Source organism: uncultured Butyricimonas sp. (assembly GCF_959596855.1).
GTDB lineage: Bacteria > Bacteroidota > Bacteroidia > Bacteroidales > Marinifilaceae > Butyricimonas > Butyricimonas muris.
In genome coordinates this window covers 22,448-42,888 of sequence record NZ_CAUFYA010000020.1, presented here as the reverse complement: position 1 = coordinate 42,888, position 20,441 = coordinate 22,448, and the positions used below count along the sequence as shown (strand labels likewise).

The following is a 20,441-nucleotide window of genomic DNA, read 5'->3' as shown; positions in this document are numbered from 1 at the left end:
AATAATTTGAATAAAATATGAAGTTATGAAATATAAATATTTATTATTCTGGTTATTTACTGCAATAGTACTGACTTTTGTAGTGAGCTGTTCGGAGGATGATATTGTACCTAAAGATTTAAGTAATCTCCAGTATGAACTTCCTCGTGGAGAACCCGGTTCTTTGGAGGAAATGATTTACGGTGTGTATGAACGTTACGGGACGTATATTTTATATGATTTTGATGAGTCTGTTATTCGGACACGTTGGACGTTAAAATGGAGTGGATGGTATGCTCCGGTGAAACCGGGAAATGAGGAGCGAGTGAAAAAGATGGTTACTTTTTTGCAAGAGAACCTTTTTAACGGTTATACGGATGATTTCGTTAGGCGTAATCTAGTTTACTATATATTTCTCGTGGACTCCGTGCAACCGCCATTATCATCGAAATACCCGGATATGGCAGTGGATGATCATAGATTTATTATAGCAAACATAGGAGTACAGTTGGATGATTATAATGATGCTCGTTGGACAAGTTTGAGAACAGATTTGATAAGTAATTTCACGCTTGGTTTTTACGAAGCAGCATCAATTAAGCCTACGCAATTTATTGCGTCTCGTACTCCGGGAATGTCTTTGGGGATTCCGTCGAAAAATATGGATCCGCTTGGCGAGTATGACGATTATACATATATGTTTTATTTAGAGGGGTTTGTGAAATGGAAAAATCTCGCTCATGGCAATTCTAATTCGTTGACACCGGATGAAGCACAGGATTTTGCAGATTATATTACATTCTTGACAAATAATACGAAAACAGAGTTGACAAACGTGTTTAATCGATTCGAGAGAATGAAAGAGCGAGCTTTGATATTAGTTCCTTATCTTAATAATATATTGGAATTGAATGTAGTGGCAACACAAAATAAAAATTGTCCGGAAGATCCGATTCCTGAGAACTTTTTTTCTCAGTTTTAAATTGTTTGTCGGGTAGTTCGCTATTCTACCCGACAATCCTTAAATATGAAGTTCAAAAATGTTATTGTATGAAAAATCTATTTATCGTTTGTGTGTTTGTTGTGTTCGGTAGTGGCGTTTTCGGGCAAGGAATAAAGTTTATTGAAGGAGAGAAGTGGGATAATGTGTTGAGAATGGCGCAAGAACAGAACAAGTATATTTTTATGGATTGCTATACGTCATGGTGTGGTCCGTGTAAAGCGTTGGCGAAAGATGTTTTCACGAAGAATGAAGTCGGGAATTTTTTTAACTCGACATTTGTGAATGTGAAATATGATATGGAAAAAGGTGAGGGAAAGGAATTGTATACCCGGTACAAGAAATTTATTATCGGTTTTCCGACACTTTTGTTGATAGATAAGAATGGAAATGTGGTACATCAGATGGCGGGATATCAAGAACCGGAGGTGTTGATTGCCGGGATGAAAGCGGGAATCGAAGGAAAAAGTTTGTTCGTAATGCAAGAGAAATATAATGCAGGAAGTCGGGATTTGGGGTTTCTGAATGAATACGTGAGCGTATTGCAGGGGGCTTTCTTGAAAGATGAGATTCAAAAAGTGGCGGAGGATTATATGAAATCAGTACCTGTGGAGGATTTATTGAAAAAGGAAGTGTGGGATTTTGTCGGGGAGTACGTGAAAGATCCTTATTCGCCACAGTTTAATTTCGTGGTATTTAACTTTGATAAGTATGTTTATCGATTGAAGGTGGATGGTTATCGTTTGGAAAGGCAATTGACGTGGGCGTTGGAGAAGGCGGTGAAGGATATTGTGGAGTTGAAGACTGATGAACAAGGGCATTTGTTGCCATTGACTGATGAACCGGAGAAAGTGAATATGTTGTTGACTCTGCTGAATCGGGGTAATTTCAAACGGGCGGAAGAGATGCGTGCAAAGTTGAAAATTCATACGTTGAAGTTGGAAGAAAAATGGAATGATGTGGTAACTTACCTTTTGGTGTATCGGGATGTTCGGGCATTGGGATATACGGAACGATTTCTGTGTGAAAGCTTTATGTATATAGCTTTGCATGGTAAGGACAAAAAAGTACTGAAACGTTGTTTGCCGATTATGGAAGGGATTCAAGCGAAAGAGGATATGGAAAAAGACGGAAGTAATTATCATGGTACTCTAGCAGAGTTATATCGGGCTTTAGGAAATAAACAAAAAGCTGAAGAACATCAAAAGATTGACGAGCAGAAACAAAAAGAGGCAGAAGAACGGTTTCGGAAAATGTTTGAGAAAAAAGAATAGATGATATGAGAATAAAATTATTTTTAATCCTGTTATTGACAGGATGGGGGTATGTTTTGTGTGCCCAAGAAGAGAAACAGGAAGGAATTGTGTTCATGGAGAATGAACCTTGGAGTGAAGTTTTGCGGCAGGCAAAAGAGCGGAATCGGTTGATTTTCATGGATTGCTATACCGTGTGGTGTGGTCCTTGTAAAGGATTGTCGAAAGATGTATTCCCACAGAAGCAGGTGGGTGATTTCTTTAACGCTCACTTCGTGAATGCGAAGTATGATATGGAGAAAGGGGACGGAAAAATGTTGCGGGAGAAATACAAGGAATACATTATCGGTTTCCCGACTCTGTTGCTAATCGATCAGAATGGTGAGGTAATTCATCAGATGGCGGGATACCAGAAGGCGGAAGATCTGATAGCAGGGATGAAAGCCGGATTGGAAGGGAAGACATTGCCCGCCTTACAAAAGAAGTACGAGGCGGGAGCCCGGGATTTCGAAACGGTACGGGATTACGTGGCGGCATTGAACGGGGCTTTTAAAAAAGAGAGTATTCCTGTGATTGCTTCTGAATTCATGAAGACAATACCGCTCGAAAAGTTAATGGATAAGGAGGTTTGGGGACTCGTGGGAGCGTATATTACTGATCCTTATACGGAGGCTTATCAGTTTGTTTTCAAACAGATTGAGAAGTTTCAATATCGGGTTGGAGTGAATCGTTATGATCTGGAACGCCAATTGGGGAACGGAATGGCAGATGCAGTGAAAGAGATTATTCAAATAACGACGAAAACAACAAATGCGGATACATTGAAGATGATGGCAGATAAAGAAGAGGTTCTGCGGGAAATGTTGGAACAGAACACGGTGAAGCGTTTTCCGACTTATTTGTGCAAACTGGCAATTAACGAGCTGCGTCTGACGGGGAAGGTGGATGTGATGTTTCGTATGATGGTGTTTGCGGACGAGTTGAATATATTAAATTACGAGAATGATTTTCGAGGCGGTACTTATTTGTATATCACGGAGCACGTGAAAGACAAGAAAGTATTGAACGGGATATTGAAGATTATGACTGCTGACCAAGAGAAAGCAAATCAAACGAAAAGTGATCTCGTGAGGAGTAATTATTATGATGTGATAGCGGCAGTTTACACGAAACTCGGGCAAAAGGATAAAGCTGCCGAAGCGAAGAAAAATTATGAACAGTTGGAGGAGAAAAAGATGGTAGAGATGAAAAAGATTTTTGGAGTAAAGGATGAAAAATGATGTTTTATTAAAAGATAGATGGTATGATAAAAAATGTATGTTATTGGTTGTGTGCTGTTCTCTTGTTAGCGGTAGGATGCAGCAAGGAGAAGACTTACACGATTTCCGGGACATGGGAAAATGGTGACGGTAGGGTTGCCTATCTGAAAAAGGAGATTGGTGAGAAACAATTTCAAGTATTGGATTCGGCTGTCGTGAAAGACGGCAAGTTCGAGATGAAGGGGATAATTCCTGAGATTGATATGCGAAAATTGGTGATCGGCAAGGACGAGCAGGATATTTTGTTGGACGAGATCCCGATTCAAGTGACGGCAACTCAAATGACCAATAAACAGGGAGAGAAAGTCGAGTCGTGGAAAGTCGGAATTAAAGGGAGTCGCGAGCAGGAGGTTATACAGAAAGGGAAGAGTCTTTCCATGGGAAAAAGTTTAATGGGTTTGGCCGGTATGTTTGCCATGGTAAACGTGAAGGATGATTCCGTGAAGTTGGACTCCGTGTATAAAGCCACGCAGATGATGAAAAAGGCTATGGACGAGCAAATCAAGAATTTCGTGGATTCCAATAATAATAGTTTGGCGATTACTTATTTGATCGGTGATTTTATTGCCAAGGAATACCCGTTCGAGGATGTGGAACATTATTATAGCAATTTGACCCCGGAGGTGAAAACTTCTTACCCGGGACAGTTGTTGAAAGACCGGATGATGAGTCTTCAATCCATTAACGTGGGTGGTTTTGCCCCGGATATTGATTTGACCGCTCCGGACGGGAAGACAATCAAGCTCTCGTCGTTGAGAGGGAAATATGTGTTGTTGGATTTCTGGGCTTCGTGGTGCGGGCCTTGTCTGGCAGAAGTGCCGAACGTGAAAGCGATTTATGATATGTACAAGGACAAAGGATTCGAGGTGTACGGGGTGTCGCTGGATGACAAGAAAGATGCTTGGGAGAAAGCGATTGACAAGCACGGTCTGAATTGGGTACATGTTTCTTCGTTGAAAGGGTGGGAGTGTCCCGTGGCGAAACGTTATAACGTGACGGGTATTCCGAAAATGTTCCTTTTGGACAAGGAAGGGCGTATCGTAGCCACGGATTTGCGGGGAGAGGCTTTGAAAGAGAAAGTAGCGTCGTTTTTTGAATAGCAAAGGATAGTACACGAAAAAAATAATGGATTCTCTTGTCAACTGATTTTGACTTTTGTGTCTATTAATAAATGAAGTTATATAATAGATGACTAATTTAATAAGTTTAGTATGAGAAAATGGATGTTTGTATTGTTGGCAGTAATGATTGCCATGCCGTTGTCGTCGGATTTGTACGCGGCAAGTAAAAAGAAAAAGAAGAAAGGTGCGACCGCAGCAGCGTTGCCTGCTCCCAAGAAAGTAAGTGCTTATGATAAGTTGCTGAAAGGAAAAAATGTAGTTACGTCGAAGAGTGATTTTATTACCTTGCACAAGGTGGGTAACAAGTTGTATTTCGAGATTCCGTTGAAGTACATGGAACGTGAGATTTTGCTTGCTTCCACGGTGACGAACGTGACCTCTCCGGAGTTTTGCGATATAGGCTACAAGGCAAATAGTCCGTTACATTTGAAATTCACGAAACGGGATAGTTCTATATTCTTGCGTTACGTGAGTTCGTCTGCGACTACCGATAATTTGCAGAAGGCGATGAGTAGCGTGTACGGCGATCCGATCCTGTACTCGTATGACGTGAAGGCGTATAATGCCGACAGTTCGGCCGTGGTGATCGATATGTCGACGCTGTTCACCACGAACGTGAAGGATTTGGGATTTTTCGCTGATGCCATGATGGGCGGTATGGTAAAGATTTCCTCTTCTTTCAAGAAGGAGGCGTCTTATTTGGACGAGATCAAGGCTTTCGATGATAACTTGAGCGTGAAGACGGTGATGTCGTACGGGGTGTCATTGAGCGTGATGGGAATGATGAAGCTGATGGATGATTATCCTTTCACGGCAACGGTTACGCGTTCTATCCTGCTTTTGCCGGAAGACAAGATGCGTCCCCGTATTTCGGATTCCCGCGTGGGTATATTCAATAGTAATAAACTCCGGCTTTCTATCACGAAAGAGGATGCCATCGGAAGTTATTCCGTGGCTCATCGCTGGAGAATAGAACCGAAAGATGTGGAGGCTTACAAGAGAGGCGAACTGGTGGAACCCGTGAAACCGATCGTGTTCTACGTGGATGATGCTTTCCCGGAATTGTGGAAAGAGCCGATTCGTCAAGCCGTGACGACTTGGAATATTGCGTTCGAGAAGATCGGTTTCAAGAACGTGATGGTGGCGAAAGATTTCCCGAAGGATGATCCTGATTTTGACCCGGATAACTTGAAGTATTCTTGTATCCGCTACGTGCCAAATTCCACGGCTAATGCTATGGGACCGTCATGGACAGACCCGACAACGGGAGAGATTATCAATGCCTCGGTGTTGGTTTACGGGAATATCATTCAATTGATTAATAACTGGCGTTTCGTGCAGACGGCACAGCTTGATCCTTCCGTGAGAACGAAAAAGTTGCCGGATGACGTGGTGCAAGCATCATTAATTTACGTGGTGGCTCACGAAGTAGGACACTGTTTGGGATTCATGCATAATATGGCTTCTTCCGCTGCTTTCCCGGTAGATTCTTTACGTTCCGCCACGTTTACTCAAAAATACGGGACTACACCTTCTATCATGGATTATGCCCGTTTCAATTATGTAGCTCAACCGGGTGACAAGGGTGTGAAATTGACTCCCCCGAATTTGGGTGTGTATGACGAGTTTCTAATCAAATGGAATTACCGGTATGTGCCTGATGCACGGGATGAGTGGGATGAACAGGCAATCGTGGAGAAATGGGTGGACGAGAAAGCGGGCGATCCGATCTATCGTTACGGGAGACAGCAAATTCAGGTGCGTTATGATCCGAGTGCTATAGAGGAGGACTTGGGTGACGATCCGGTAAAGGCAAGTGATTACGGGGTGAAGAATCTGAAGTATATTCTTTCAAATTTGAAGGGATGGATCAATGATGATGCGGATTATTCTCATCGTCAGACTTTATACGGTCAGATTATGAATCAATATTACCGTTACTTGCGCAACGTGATGTATAATGTCGGTGGTATTTATTTGACGGAAGTGAAAGAAGGTACCCCGGGCAAACGTTACGAGGCAGTGCCGAAAGCTCGTCAGAAGGCTTCTTTGGCTTGGGTGTTGAAGCAATTCAAGGATTCCGATTGGTTGAATAATACGGAATTGAAGCAACATTTCCCGTTGCACGTGGATGGAAGTGCTATCGTGCGTGATCGAGTGGCGAAAGATTTGAGAGGTTTGACGAGTAACGTGATTCTTTCTTCTCACGTGGCAAATTCACCGTACACGGTCAATGAATTTATGACGGATCTTTACAACGGGACGTGGAATAACCTGTTGCAGGGGAGGTCGTTGACGCAAGGAGATAAGATTTTGCAACAAGCTATGGTGGATATGTTCTGCGAGTCGTTGAGTGACGGTGCCGGTAAGAAATCCGCTTCTCCTTTCGGGTTCGCTTCTTCGGTGGACGAGATTGTTGCCTACGGCTTGGACGAGAGCGGTTTGATTGGTCGTTTCGCAGATCAATTCCGTACAGTGGATGAAGAATACGGGAGAGGTTATGTTGCCTCGCGTATGATCGAGAACCAGTTCGGAACGCCGGGTTACGGTTGGCAAAGAGCCGTGAATGTATCTGCTATTGATGATTCGAAGGCTTATATGCAGGATATGGCAATTAAGTCCCGTAATTTGTTGAAGAGCAAGATCGGTGGAACGTCAGGTAGCGCAAAAGTGCATTATCAATCGCTTTTAATTAAGTTGAATAATGCGTTAAAGGATAAGTTATAGGAATTGTTTTTCTCATTTTAGTTGAAGAAGATGTCCAAAAAGTACTCGTCTGCTGCGTTCTTGCTTTCCAAAGATTCGATCACGTGCTTTAGTACGCTCCCTCATCTTTGTAAATCAGAGCCTTGCATCTGAGTATTTTTTGAACACTTCTAAAGAATACAAATAGAGGCTGCCTTTTCGGATAGCCTCTTTTTTTATGTGTATATTCATTGAAAATGAACCTTTTGCCGCTAAGAACGTATTTTTTACAGAAAAAATATAACTTACATTACCCCCTTTTGGTAGATTTAAGTGTATTAGGAGTATAAAATCACACTATGATGAGTAAAGTAACTGACAAGTCGTTTAAAATATCATTTTCTATCGCCCGTGTAATCAGCGGGGAAGCCACTGTCGCGGAGCGAAGAACGGTAGATGAATGGCTTGCGGTTTCGGAGGAGAACAAGCGGTTGTTTGAACGATTGCAGGATGAGAAAGAATTAGTACGTAAGATTGAATTGTATCGGACGATTGATAAACGTATGGCTTTTAAGGAATTTTTGCGAGAAAAGGAGAGAATGGAAAAAGTTCGCCGACAACGCCGGATAAACAGAATTTTCCGGTATGCAGCCATATTGCTTATTCCTTTGTTGGTTGGGGGTATATATATGCTGCAACAGAGCTTTTCCGGTGATGAGGTTATGCAGGTGGCATCGGCTATTGCCCACGGGGACAAGAGAGCCGTGTTGCGTTTGTCGGATGGTAGCGCGATAGAGTTGGGAAAAGACAACGTGGTATTAAGTGAGCGGAATGGTACGATGATATCCAACCGGAATAGCGGGGAATTGGTGTATCAAGGTACGACCGGGGGAGAGGATGCAAAAGTCATTTATAATACATTGGAAATTCCGGCTAACGGGGAGTTTTTCATGCAGTTGGCGGATGGTTCCAAGGTATGGTTAGGGGCTTGCTCCAAGCTTAAATATCCGGTGGCGTTTAACGGAAAAACGAGAGAGATTTATCTGGAAGGAGAAGCATTCTTCGAGGTGGCGAAGAATCCGGATAAACCGTTTATCGTGAAAACTAAAGGTTTTGCGGTGAGGGCATTAGGAACCTCGTTTAACGTGATGAGTTACATGGATGAAACTTTCGCCCATACCACGTTGAAGACCGGAAAGGTGGAGGTGACAACACGGGAGCAGGAAAAGGTGGTTCTAACCCCGGGACAACAGGCGTATTACTCGGAACATGGAGTAAACGTGAGAGAGGTGGACGTGGAGGTTTATATAGCATGGATGGGGAATACGTTCAAGTTTGACAAAGAGAATATAGATGTGATCCTGCGAAAGATAGCTCGTTGGTATAATGTACATATATTTTATATGAACGAGAATTTGAAGAACTATCATTTTAAAGGAACACTTCCCAAGTACACGGATATACATGATGTGCTTGAATTATTGGAACAGACAACAAATATAAAATTTGAGATAAAGGGAAATACTGTAATAGTGATGCAAGATTTGACAAGATCGAATCACTAGTGTGCCAAAGGTATTTTTCTAGCTTGTCAGGTGTGAGTTTATAAGATTTGCAAAAGTATTGTTATGTGCATCGGGTAAATAATTTGCTCGTTGTGAGGATATTGTATGTATTATTTTAAAATTAATGATGATTATTATGAGACGAACTTTTTTGTTTTTTGTTACTTGTCTTGTTGTGCTTTCCGCGGCAGAACCGCTTAGCGCCGGAACGAGGAAGAAGAAAAAGGTAGAGGAGAAAAAGGTAACCCCTTACGAGAAACTGTTCCAAGGCAAGAAGGTGGAAACAGTGAAAGGGATGGTTACATTGCACAAGATGGACGGGAAGGTCTATTTTGAATTTCCATTAAACTTGATGGGGCGGGATATGTTGTTGGGTTCCACCGTTTCGGAGATTAGTGATAACGGGAATGTATTGGTGGGACAGAAGGTGAAACAACCCTTACATATAAAGTTTACACTTCGCGATAGTACGGTGGAATTGAGGGAAGTGACCAATAGAGCTCGTCGTCAAATATTCACGGATTACGAGGAAGAAGGTGTTCTTGCTGCCTTGGCACAGGGAGTGGGATGTCCGGTGATGCAGGGATTTAAAGTGAAAGCGTATAACGCGGATAGTACTGCCGTTGTGTTTGAGATGACTGATTTTCTGGTGAGCGACAACAAGCGGCTTGATCCTTTTGATCCGAACGGGAAGAAGACTATGTACGGGGCATGCGCCCGTCGGGCTTCTTTTAAAAAGAACCTGTCGTATGTCGATCAGTTGAAATCGTTCGAGGACAATATGTCGATTACCTCTTGTCTGAGTTACACGCAGGATTTGTTGTACATGGGAATCGTGATGATTGCTTATCAAGAACCCGTGCGGATAAAAGTGAACCGTTCTTTTGTTCTTTTGCCGGAAGAACCTGTTATGCATGCCCGTATGGCGGATCCCCGGATTGGTTATTTCACTTCATCTAAAGAGAAATTGACTCGGTACGCGGATGAGGTGCAGATACAGACTTATGCCAATAAATGGGATATTCGTCCGAAAGATGTGGAGGCGTATAAAAGAGGGGAGTTGGTGGAACCGGTGAAACCGATCGTGTTCTACGTGGATGACAAATTCCCGGAAGCATGGAAAAAACCGGTAAGAGAGGGCGTGTTGGAATGGAACAAAGCGTTCGAGAAGATCGGTTTTAAAAACGTGATGGTAGCGAAAGATTTCCCGAAAGATGATCCTGAGTTTGATCCTGCCAACTTAAAATATAACTGTGTTTATTACGCGCCTATCGGTATCGCCAATGCTATGGGGCCTTCTTGGGTAGATCCCCGGAATAGTGAGATTATTCAAGCTTCGGTGTTCATTTATCATGATGTGATCCAATTGGTGAATGATATGCGTTTCGTGCAGACTTCGCAAGTGGATCCCCGTGTACGCACGACAAAATTACCGGAAGATGTGTTGGAAGAGAGTATGCGTTATATTGTGGCGCACGAGGTTGGGCACTGCCTCGGTTTGATGCACAATATGGCTTCGTCGGCTTCAATCCCGGTAGAGAAATATCGTGATAAAGAGTTTATGGAGAAATACGGGACGACGCCTTCCATCATGGACTATGCCCGGTTTAATTATATCGCTCAGCCCGAAGACAAAGGGGTGAAATTAACTCCGCCTCGTTTGGGTGTATATGATTTCTACGCGATAGACTGGGGATATCGTTTCTTCCCGGATGCCAAGAGTACGGAAGAGGAAGTTCCTCACTTGAACAAAATTATCGAGGATAAGATTGGTGACCCGATGTATCGTTACGGGAAACAACAAATTTATTACGGGGTATTTGACCCGACTTCCTTGACGGAAGATTTGGGTGACGATGCAGTGAAAGCCGGGGAATACGGTATCAAGAACTTGAAATATATCATGAGTCATTTGAACGAGTGGCTGGATGGACAGGATGCGGATTATAGTTATCGATTCCATATTTATCAGGCAATAGCTTCTCAATATATGCGTTATTTGTATAACGTGAATATGAATATCGGGGGATTCTATATCAATGAGCATATGGTCGGTGATCCTTACGCCACGTCTGCCATTGTCCCAAAAGAGATGCAGAAACGTTCGGCACAGTTCCTGTTTGAACAATTGAAAGACATGGATTGGATTGATAACATCGACGTGGTGAAGAATTTGCCGCTGGACGGATCGACAGCCCGGTTGATGCTGAAAAATCTTGCCGGTTCGCTATTGAACACGAAACGTTTGTCGCTGGCAGTTTATCGGGATAAAGATGCTTATTCGCCGGAAGAATATCTGACGGATTTATACGAGAGTATCTGGGCTTCCGCGATAAAGGGAACGAATCCCACGGAATGTGAGCGTATCCTGCAAACCGAAGTGTTGAAGAATTTAATTAAAGGGGCAGATCCTCTCACTCCCAGAGGTGAAGTGGATGAATTGCTTGCGGCCGAGATGAATCGGGATGTACATGCTTTGTCACCTCGTGCGGATTTACCCGTGTATCAACAAATGGAATTGTTTGATCATTTGAGAGATATGCCGGTTGTTTCAGGTAATTTCCAAGGCGATATGTTGGATTACTATCATTCATTGAATCAGATGAATGAATTGAACGAGCGTGCCGGGTTTGACTATATTTATTATGTATTCAACACGTCGACGAATAACAATAACTATTTGTATTATCAATTATTGACAAAAGTGAAAGCCGTGATGGAAAAAAGGAAAAACAGTGGCTCGTATGAAACTCGTGCGCACTATACTTATTTGCTTTCTATCGTGGAGGATTTTATGAAGTCAAAATAAATAGGGTGATTAATACTTTAAGTGTTTGAAGATGAGAATAAAAATATACAGGTTATTCATCTGCATCATGGGACTCTTGTTTCTTGTGACCGGAGAGGTTGCCGCGAAAGGGAAAAAGAAACAAGAGGTGAAGGCGGATGCACCTGCTCCCCAGAAGCGTTCCGTGAAGTACGATCGCCTCTTCCGGGAGAAGAAGGTGGAAACTAAAAAGGGATTGCTGACGATTCATAAGATCGGGGCGAAGTTATACTTCGAGTTGCCCATGAATCTTTTGAACCGGGAGTTCCTGCTCGGAACGACGGTGAGCGAGATCAGTAATAACGGGAACGTGTTGGTCGGGCAGAAAGCATCGGAGCCGTTGCATGTGAAATTCAATATTATTGACAGCACGCTGTATATGCAGGAGGTGACGAATGGCACTCGTCCCAACGTGTATGCTGACGAGGTCGGAATGCAACAGGCTGTGGCTAAAAGTACGATTATCCCGTTGATGCAAGCCTTTAAAATTGCCGCTTATAATCGGGACACTACCACGGTGGTTTTCGATGTGACTGAAATGTTTTTGGGTGATAACAAGCGAATGGAGCCTTTCGACCCGTATGGAAAGACTGCGGCATTCGGTTTGTTGACGAGAAAAGCGACATTGAATAAGTCGTTGTCATACTTGGACTCTTTTAAAGCATTCGAAGATAATATCTCGATTTGTTCGGTGTTGACTTATCACGAGGTACTTACCCGTAAGAACACGGGGTATCGGCATGCTGAACAGGTAACCATGAAGGTGAATCGTTCCATGATTTTGTTACCGGAAAAGGAGGATATGATGCGTTGGCGGTTGGCGGATCCCAGAGTTGGGTATTTTGTTTCATCTCGTGTACATATGGGGATGGATGTAGACCGGAGTACTCGAACTTATTTTATGCATCGTTGGAATCTGGAACCTTCGGACATGGAGAAATTCAAGCGGGGAGAACTTGTAGAACCGGTGAAACCGATCGTGTTTTACGTGGATAATACTTTCCCCGCTTCATGGAAGAACGCTATCCATGAAGGCATACGGACATGGAACAAGGCATTCGAGCGTATCGGTTTTAAGAATGCCGTTCAATCGAAGGATTTCCCGAGAGATGATGCGGAATTTGACCCGGATAACCTGAAATACTCTTGCGTGCGTTATGCACCGATTGGGGTTGAAAATGCCATGGGACCCTCTTGGGTAGACCCTCGCACGGGGGAGATTATGAACGCTTCGGTATTTGTATATCATGATATCGTGAAATTGGTGAACGAGATGCGTTTCGTGCAGACGGCACAACTGGACGAGCGTGTACGTACCCCTAAATTGTCAGATGAAGTGATGCACGAGAGCCTGCGTTATATTATTGCTCACGAGGTCGGGCATTGTCTTGGATTGATGCATAATATGGCAGCTTCGGCAGCCTTTCCCGCTGATTCGTTGAGGAGTGCGGCATTTACCCGGAAATACGGGACTACGCCTTCTATCATGGATTATGCCCGTTATAATTATATTGCGCAACCGGGAGATAAAGGAGTCGGTTTGACTCCGCCGGATTTGGGTGTGTATGATTATTACGCTATTGAAGTGGGATATCGTCCGGTACCGGAGGCGAAGAACGCGGAGGAAGAACTTCGTGTGGTACAATCTTGGATTGCGGCTAAATCCGGAGATCCGATGTATCGTTACGGCAAGCAGCAGGTGTACGACGAATATGACCCGAGCGCGTTGACCGAAGATTTAAGCGACGATGCCGTGAAAGCCGGGACTTACGGTATCAAGAATTTGCAATATATCTTGAAAAACATGAATGGTTGGTTGGATGCGGAAGACCGGGATTATACCTACCGGATAGATATGTACCGGGGAATTGCCAATCAGTTCGCCGGATACTTGAAAAATGCTTTGTTGAATGTCGGGGGATATTATTTGAACGAGAGTTTTGTCGGGGACGGGCGTATCGCTTTCAGCGTGTTGCCCAAGGAGAAGCAGAAACGTGCCGCGATATTCGTGATGGAGCAATTGCGCACGTTGGATTGGATTGATGCCCCGGAAGTGACTAAAAACCTGACAGTAGGAACGCCGAAGTCAGAAATTCTGGTGAAAAAGTTTGCCAAGGAACTGGTGAACACGAAACGGGTATCCTTGGGCTACTACCGGGACCCGAGGAGTTATTCTCCGAAAGAATATCTTGATGATATATACGCGCATGTGTGGGCATCGACAATAAAGGGCAGGAATCTCACGAAGGCTGAACGTACTTTACAGTATGAGGTCGTGTGTGCTATATTGAAACGGATACAGATTCCGAATCATCGGTTAGGAGATGGCAAGAAGAGAAGGCAGACTCAAGTGGAAACGCTGGCGAAAGAGATAAATCCCGTGTTGCCGGTACAAGGATTCGGTTTCCAATATTACGTGACGAACCTGTCTAATGATAATCAGGCGCATTTATGGCATGGGCTGTTGATTCGGGTACAGAAATTAATGGAGTCCCGACTGAACGGTGGTTCACGGGAAACCCGGAATCATTACGGCTTCCTTTTGGAAAAGATTGAGGATGTGCGTAACTGGAAATGAACGAGATATTAATTGATAAATAAGAAAATAAAAATATAAACAGATGAAAAGAAGTTTTGTTTTATTCACGGTTCTCCTTGTACTGGTGGCTTTCACGGATATTCACGCTGCCGGTAGAAAGGATAAAAAGAAAAAGGACACGGAGAAGGTGGAGAAATTGAGCAAGTACGACAAACTTTTTAAAGGTAAGAAGGTCGATACCAAGAAAGGTTTTATGACGTTACATTTGGTGAACGGTAAAATCTATTTCGAGTTACCGGTTTCTTTGTTGGGCAGAGAGTTCTTGTTGGGCTCGAAGATCGTGGAGACTTCCGACATGGGGAGCGGTACCGTGGGATTGATGGGAACCCGTCCGAAACATTTTGCTTTTTCGTTGCAGGACAGTACCCTGATGATGTGTGAAATCAGTCGTAATGGTCAACTTCCTTTATATTCGGATTCGAGTGAAGAGGGGGTACAGGAGGCTATCCGTATGAATAGTATTCATCCGCTTATCAATTCATTCCCCGTGTTGGCGTATAATGCCGATAGTACGGCTATCGTGTTTGATATGACGGATTTCCTTGTGGGGCATGATGAGGATATGACTCCTTTCAGTAGCGGGAAACGTACGCAGGAGTACGGTCGTGCCGGGATAGCCCCTGAATTTAAAAAGGATTTGTCATACGTGGTGAGCACAAAGGCTTTCGAGGATAACGTGTCTGTTGTTTCCTGTCTGGGATATTGGTTTGATTTGGTTATGGGCGGACAATATGTGATTTCGAAGAGCGAACCCTTAACGGCTAAAGTGAATCGTACCTTCATGCTGTTGCCGGAGCATCCGACAATGCGTCCCCGTTTGGCAGACCCGAGGGTAGGTATCTCAACTTCTGCTTGTGAGAATATGACAACCAAGGTCGATCGTTCCGTTGAAAGACATTACATGGAGCGTTGGGATATTCAACCCGCGGATGTGGAAGCCTATCGACAAGGGAAATTGACAGAACCGGTGAAACCGATTGTGTTCTATCTGGATCCTAATTTCCCTAAAGCGTGGCGTGCGCATGTGGCGCAAGGTGTTTTGGATTGGAATAAGGCTTTCGAGGCTATCGGTTTCAAAAATGCCATTCAAGTAAAAGATTACCCGACAAATGAGCCCGAGTTCGATCCGGATAATATGAAATATAACACGATTCGCTACGTGCCGACGGGTGTGGTGACGATGATGAAAGACGCCGCTTGGGTAGATCCTCGCAATGGCGAGATTCGTAACGCTTCTCTATTCTTGTTTCATGACTTGTTGAAATGGAATAACATTCAACGTTTCGTGCAGACCTCGCAAGTTGACGAGGGTGCCCGCCACTTGAAATTGTCGGATGAGTTGCAGGGTGAATCTATTCGGGCAGCCGTGCGTCACGAGATTGGACACACGTTGGGATTGATTAATAATATGGCAGGTTCGGCTGCTATCCCGACGGATTCTTTGCGTTCGGCTTCCTATACCCAAAAGTACGGAATTACGGCTTCCGTGATGGATAATATCGGCTTTAATTACGTGGCTCAACCGGAGGATAAAGGGGTAGCTTTAGTACCTCAACTGGGAACGTATGACTATTATGTTATAAAAGTGGCATACCAACCTGTATTTGGCGTGAATACGCCGGAAGAGGAGAATAAGGTGGTTGCCGGGTGGATTGCCGAGAAAGCCGGCGATCCGATGTATCGTTTCGCTCCCGAACAATATCTGTTGACGACCTTCGACCCCAGTGGATTATCGTACGATTTGGGTGACGATGCCATTAAAGCCAGTGCATATGGGCTCAAGAACTTGAAATATATCATGGAGCACATGAACGAATGGATGGATAAGGAAGACCGGGATTATAATTACCGGAATGACATGTATCGCTTTATCGTGGCACAGGTAAAGGGATATTTGTTCAACGTGTACCGAAATATCGGTTCTTTCTACTTGAATGAACCGTTCGTGGGTGATCCGAATCCGACGCTTACAGTCGTGCCGAAAGAGGTGCAACGAGCTTCTTTGAAATTCGTGATCGAGCAGTTGAAAGATTTAAGGTGGTTGGATCAGGAAGAGGTAATCAAAAATCTAAGTTTTAACGGTTCTCAAGCGATGAAAATTTTGAAATCTTATGTCGTGAAGGAAAAAAACGTGATTACCGATTTATATCAGACCAAACGCATATCTTTGACTTATCATCGTGATCCTAACTCATATAGTCCGAAAGAGTATATCGAGGATTTATATGAACTTGTATTCGAACCCACGAAACGGGGAAGGGCATTGACGGATGAGGAGCGAGTGATGCAAGCGGAATTCATTTCAAACGTGCGTAATGATGTCGATATTAACGGTCGGGTAAGATGGTTCGGGCAATATTATGCAACAGAGGCAGATGTAAACGCCGGTTTGGATGAAGAATTGGAAGAAGAAGCCGCGCAAGAACCGGAACATCAAGCTTTCGGACATCGTTGGGTGGTGGAAAACATTGCGGCGGATAACCAGAAACATTTGTGGTACTCCGTGTACGATAAGATAAAAGAGTTGCTTAAAAAGCAACGCTATACGGGTGATGCCCGGACACGAGCTCATTATGATTATTTGTTATTCCTGATGACTCGTTCGTGGAAGGACATGCCTAAGATCTAAATATGTAGTCCGGGTGCCCGGACTACTTGAGTCAGAATTATTACTAACAAAATCCGTAGGATATGAATTTCAGATTTGAGAAAAAAATGAGAGAAAATTTTTTACACTCGGGTATTCTGAAGGGAGTCTTGTTACTCTGCTTCATGTGCGTACTCAAGGTAACTCCTGCCGCAGCGCAGAAGTTATCGTTGACCTTCCAGAATGCAACCATGGAACAGGTGCTGGAGGAGTTGAAAAGTAAAACATCTTATGATGTGCTGTACAATTTTGAAGAAATCGCCAAGATTCCTTCCGTGACGAAAGTATTTAAAGACGCTTCCGTGGAGGAGATTCTGCAGTATTGTTTGAAAAACACGAACTATACTTACAACATCGTGAACAACATCATCGTGATTAAGTTGAAAGAAGCGAATGACAAAAAGGACGTGAAAGTAAAAGAACGCACCGTCCGGGGAGTCGTGATGGATGAGCGGGGCGAACCGCTACCCGGTGCGACAGTCATGCTCAAGGGAACGAAGATGGGGGTCGCAACCGATGCGAACGGAGCATTTAAAGTCACTTTTGTCCCGATGGACAGTACCGTTTTTGTTGTTTCCTTTGTCGGTATGGTCACGAAAGAAGTGGTGGTCAGCAATGATACCAAGAATGATGATAAACCTTTATCTATCCGTTTGGCGGAAGAAAAAATGGAGATGGAAGAGGTGGTGATCACGGGATATGGTAACATCAATAAGAAAAGTTTCACGGGAAATGCGATAAAAGTGGAACGGGATGAGTTGCTGAAAGTATCTAAAAATAATGTTTTAGCAGCCTTACAGACATTCGATCCGTCTTTTCGTATACAAGAAAACACGGAGTGGGGTTCCGATCCGAATGCCGTGCCGGAGTTGTACATTCGCGGTCGTTCCGGTATTGGAGTAAAGGAATTGGATGCAGACGCTTTGTCAAAGTCTAATTTGAAAAATAACCCGAACTTGCCGCTTTTCATCATGGACGGATTCGAGATATCGGTAACCAAATTGTATGATATGGATATTAACCGAATCGAGAATATCACTTTGTTAAAGGATGCAGCTGCAACAGCGATGTATGGTTCCCGTGCTGCCAATGGTGTGGTTGTGATTACCACCGTTGCCCCGACACCCGGAAAGCTTTCCGTTTCATACAGTATGACCGGAACGGTAACTATGCCGGATCTTACTGATTATAACTTGATGAATGCTAAAGAGAAATTGGAAACGGAAGTTGCTGCCGGAATTTATCATGACGATAAACCGTTAAATCAATATACTTTAGACCGGGAGTACAATTGGAAATTGGATAATGTGGTACGTGGAGTGAATACTTATTGGTTGTCTAAACCGTTGCGTACGGCTTTTAATCATAAGCATAGTTTGTATGTAGATGGAGGTACTGATGATATTCGTTTCGGCGTGGATTTAGGGTACAATAATGAGGATGGTGTCATGAAAGATTCTTATCGTGACCGTATTAGCATGGGATTGTATTTGGATTATCGTCTTAAGTCTTTCCAAGTAAAGAATTATGTGTCTTATGGAGTAACTCGTTCGGCAGATTCTCCTTATGGAAAATTTTCAGATTACACGAAACAGTTGCCTTATAGTGAATACAAAAATGGAGATGGGACTTACAAGCGGGAATTGGAGGCATGGCATCTCTCTTTCGATAATGTAAATCCTTTATACGAGGCGAGTTTGAATAGTTTTAATCGTACGGAAAGCCATGAATTGATTAATAATTTGAGTGCTAATTGGTATATTAATGATTATTTGCAATTAAAAGGTCAGTTTACCGTAACCAAGTCAACAAGTAAAGGACGGAATTTTATCGATCCGAATTCTAAAAGAAATGCGGATGAATTGGATCTCGATAATTCGGTATCGGGACAATTGACGGTATCCACTTCCGAGAGTTTGGGATGGGATATGAACGTTATACTGGCTTACAATCGTTCGATAGAGAAACACAACGTGAACTTCTCGTTGGGTATTAATGCGACATCTACTACCGGGGAGAATGTATCTACTGTATATCGCGGTTTCCCTTCCGGCGATTTTAGTTCTGCCGGTTATGCTCAAGATGTTTACGAAAAACCTTCAAACGGGGACGAGAAGAGCCGTTTGTTCGGGTTCTTGGGAATGGTGAATTACAGTTATAATAATATCTATTTGTTCGACGCTTCTGTGCGTGTGGACGGTTCTTCTAAATTCGGAACAGATAATAAAACCGGAGTGTTCTGGTCGTTGGGTGGAGGTATTGCCTTGCATAATTACGATTTTATAAAGAATGCCGGTTTTATCGACGAGTTGAAATTGCGCGGAACTTACGGGGCGACCGGTAAGGTGAATTTCGAGCCGTTTGCTGCTAAAACCGTGTATAATGTGGATGGCGAGGAATGGTACGAAACGGGAATGGGAGCCTCTATGATTGCAATGGGAAATAAGAAACTCGGTTGGGAAACAACGTATTCCACGGATTTAGGGGTGGATTTCGGTTTTTTGAATAGGTTGTTTTACGTGACAGCTTCTTGGTATAACAAGAAAACGGTGGATTTGGTAAATGATGTAACCATCCCGAGTTCAACCGGTTTTACCACGTATAAAGATAACGTGGGAGAGATGCAGAATCGCGGTTTTGAAGTGAGTGTGCGCAGTAATATAATTAATGACCGAGATATGAGCTTTTCTATTTTCGCGAATTTGGCGCACAATGAAAACAAATTATTGAAGATATCCAGTTCATTGAGAGATTACAATGACCGTGTGGATGAAATGTACAAGGAATTGAAGATATATGATAGTGAGTCTGCTAAACCGTATAAAAAATATGAGGAAGGGGCTTCAACCACGGCAATTTCTGTTGTGAAATCACATGGAATTGATCCGGCTACCGGAAACGAGATATTGGAAAAGCGGGATGGAACGTTGACCACGGTATGGGATTCAGCCGACCAGATCAGTTACGGGGATACAGAACCAGATATTCAAGGTTCTTTCGGTTTCAATTTCAGGTATAAACAATTGTCATTGTATGCAACCTTCATGTACGAGTACGGGGGACAACGTTATAATCAGACTTTGGTAGACAAGGTAGAGAATGCCGATGTGTATAATGATAATGTTGATAAACGGGTACTTACCCAAAGATGGAAACAACCGGGTGATAAAGCTAAATTCAAAAAACTGGAAAATGGAAAAGAGTCGATAGTGCGTACCCGTCCAAGCACTCGTTTTGTTGAAGATTACAATTTATTGTCGTTAAATTCTTTGACTATTAGCTACGATCTTCCGCAACAATGGTTGAAGAAAGCGGGATTGGGTATGGTGCGTTTCGAGTTGGGAGCTAATGATTTGGCTCGTTTCTGTACTGTAAAACAAGAGCGGGGATTGAGTTATCCGTACGCGAGAACTGTGAATTTTTCATTGAAAGCGACTTTTTAAAAA

Annotated in this window: 10 protein-coding genes; all 10 read left to right on the top strand. The window is 43.3% G+C overall.

The features are described 5' to 3' along the window. Positions 1–25 precede the first annotated feature (25 nt). Complete coding sequence (locus tag Q5866_RS10325) at positions 26–961, top strand: hypothetical protein (RefSeq protein ID WP_186977386.1); 936 nt, start codon at positions 26–28, stop codon at positions 959–961. Between the two features lie 68 nt (positions 962–1,029). Further along, positions 1,030–2,253, top strand: a complete 1,224-nt coding sequence (locus Q5866_RS10320; RefSeq protein ID WP_186977384.1) for a thioredoxin fold domain-containing protein — start codon at positions 1,030–1,032, stop codon at positions 2,251–2,253. Positions 2,254–2,258: 5 nt separating this feature from the next. Further along, positions 2,259–3,512, top strand: coding sequence for a thioredoxin fold domain-containing protein (locus tag Q5866_RS10315; protein WP_303180082.1), 1,254 nt, complete (start codon positions 2,259–2,261; stop codon positions 3,510–3,512). Positions 3,513–3,535: 23 nt separating this feature from the next. Then, positions 3,536–4,651: a TlpA disulfide reductase family protein gene (locus Q5866_RS10310; RefSeq protein WP_186977380.1), complete on the top strand. Its 1,116-nt coding sequence runs from the start codon at positions 3,536–3,538 to the stop codon at positions 4,649–4,651. A gap of 111 nt (positions 4,652–4,762) precedes the next feature. Continuing rightward, on the top strand, positions 4,763–7,399 hold the full coding sequence (locus Q5866_RS10305) for a zinc-dependent metalloprotease (RefSeq protein WP_303180079.1): 2,637 nt from the start codon (positions 4,763–4,765) through the stop codon (positions 7,397–7,399). Positions 7,400–7,716: 317 nt separating this feature from the next. Continuing rightward, positions 7,717–8,922: a FecR family protein gene (locus tag Q5866_RS10300; RefSeq protein ID WP_227217174.1), complete on the top strand. Its 1,206-nt coding sequence runs from the start codon at positions 7,717–7,719 to the stop codon at positions 8,920–8,922. A gap of 136 nt (positions 8,923–9,058) precedes the next feature. Continuing rightward, positions 9,059–11,731 carry a zinc-dependent metalloprotease gene (locus Q5866_RS10295; protein WP_303180076.1) on the top strand — a complete coding sequence of 891 codons (2,673 nt, stop codon included), beginning with the start codon at positions 9,059–9,061 and terminating at the stop codon, positions 11,729–11,731. A 31-nt stretch (positions 11,732–11,762) separates the two neighbouring features. Further along, complete coding sequence (locus Q5866_RS10290) at positions 11,763–14,327, top strand: zinc-dependent metalloprotease (RefSeq protein ID WP_303180074.1); 2,565 nt, start codon at positions 11,763–11,765, stop codon at positions 14,325–14,327. Positions 14,328–14,370: 43 nt separating this feature from the next. Beyond that, positions 14,371–16,977, top strand: coding sequence for a zinc-dependent metalloprotease (locus Q5866_RS10285; protein ID WP_303180072.1), 2,607 nt, complete (start codon positions 14,371–14,373; stop codon positions 16,975–16,977). Between the two features lie 62 nt (positions 16,978–17,039). Beyond that, positions 17,040–20,438 carry a SusC/RagA family TonB-linked outer membrane protein gene (locus tag Q5866_RS10280; RefSeq protein WP_303180071.1) on the top strand — a complete coding sequence of 1,133 codons (3,399 nt, stop codon included), beginning with the start codon at positions 17,040–17,042 and terminating at the stop codon, positions 20,436–20,438. Positions 20,439–20,441: the final 3 nt, after the last annotated feature.

What these genes read in the sequence shown, in the direction of transcription:
- Q5866_RS10325 (WP_186977386.1), top strand. Translation starts at nt 26, where the DNA reads ATGAAATATAAATATTTATTATTCTGGTTATTTACTGCAATAGTACTG.
- Q5866_RS10305 (WP_303180079.1), top strand. Translation starts at nt 4,763, where the DNA reads ATGAGAAAATGGATGTTTGTATTGTTGGCAGTAATGATTGCCATGCCG.
- Q5866_RS10280 (WP_303180071.1), top strand. Translation starts at nt 17,040, where the DNA reads ATGAATTTCAGATTTGAGAAAAAAATGAGAGAAAATTTTTTACACTCG.
- Q5866_RS10285 (WP_303180072.1), top strand. Translation starts at nt 14,371, where the DNA reads ATGAAAAGAAGTTTTGTTTTATTCACGGTTCTCCTTGTACTGGTGGCT.
- Q5866_RS10295 (WP_303180076.1), top strand. Translation starts at nt 9,059, where the DNA reads ATGAGACGAACTTTTTTGTTTTTTGTTACTTGTCTTGTTGTGCTTTCC.
- Q5866_RS10310 (WP_186977380.1), top strand. Translation starts at nt 3,536, where the DNA reads ATGATAAAAAATGTATGTTATTGGTTGTGTGCTGTTCTCTTGTTAGCG.
- Q5866_RS10300 (WP_227217174.1), top strand. Translation starts at nt 7,717, where the DNA reads ATGATGAGTAAAGTAACTGACAAGTCGTTTAAAATATCATTTTCTATC.
- Q5866_RS10315 (WP_303180082.1), top strand. Translation starts at nt 2,259, where the DNA reads ATGAGAATAAAATTATTTTTAATCCTGTTATTGACAGGATGGGGGTAT.
- Q5866_RS10290 (WP_303180074.1), top strand. Translation starts at nt 11,763, where the DNA reads ATGAGAATAAAAATATACAGGTTATTCATCTGCATCATGGGACTCTTG.
- Q5866_RS10320 (WP_186977384.1), top strand. Translation starts at nt 1,030, where the DNA reads ATGAAAAATCTATTTATCGTTTGTGTGTTTGTTGTGTTCGGTAGTGGC.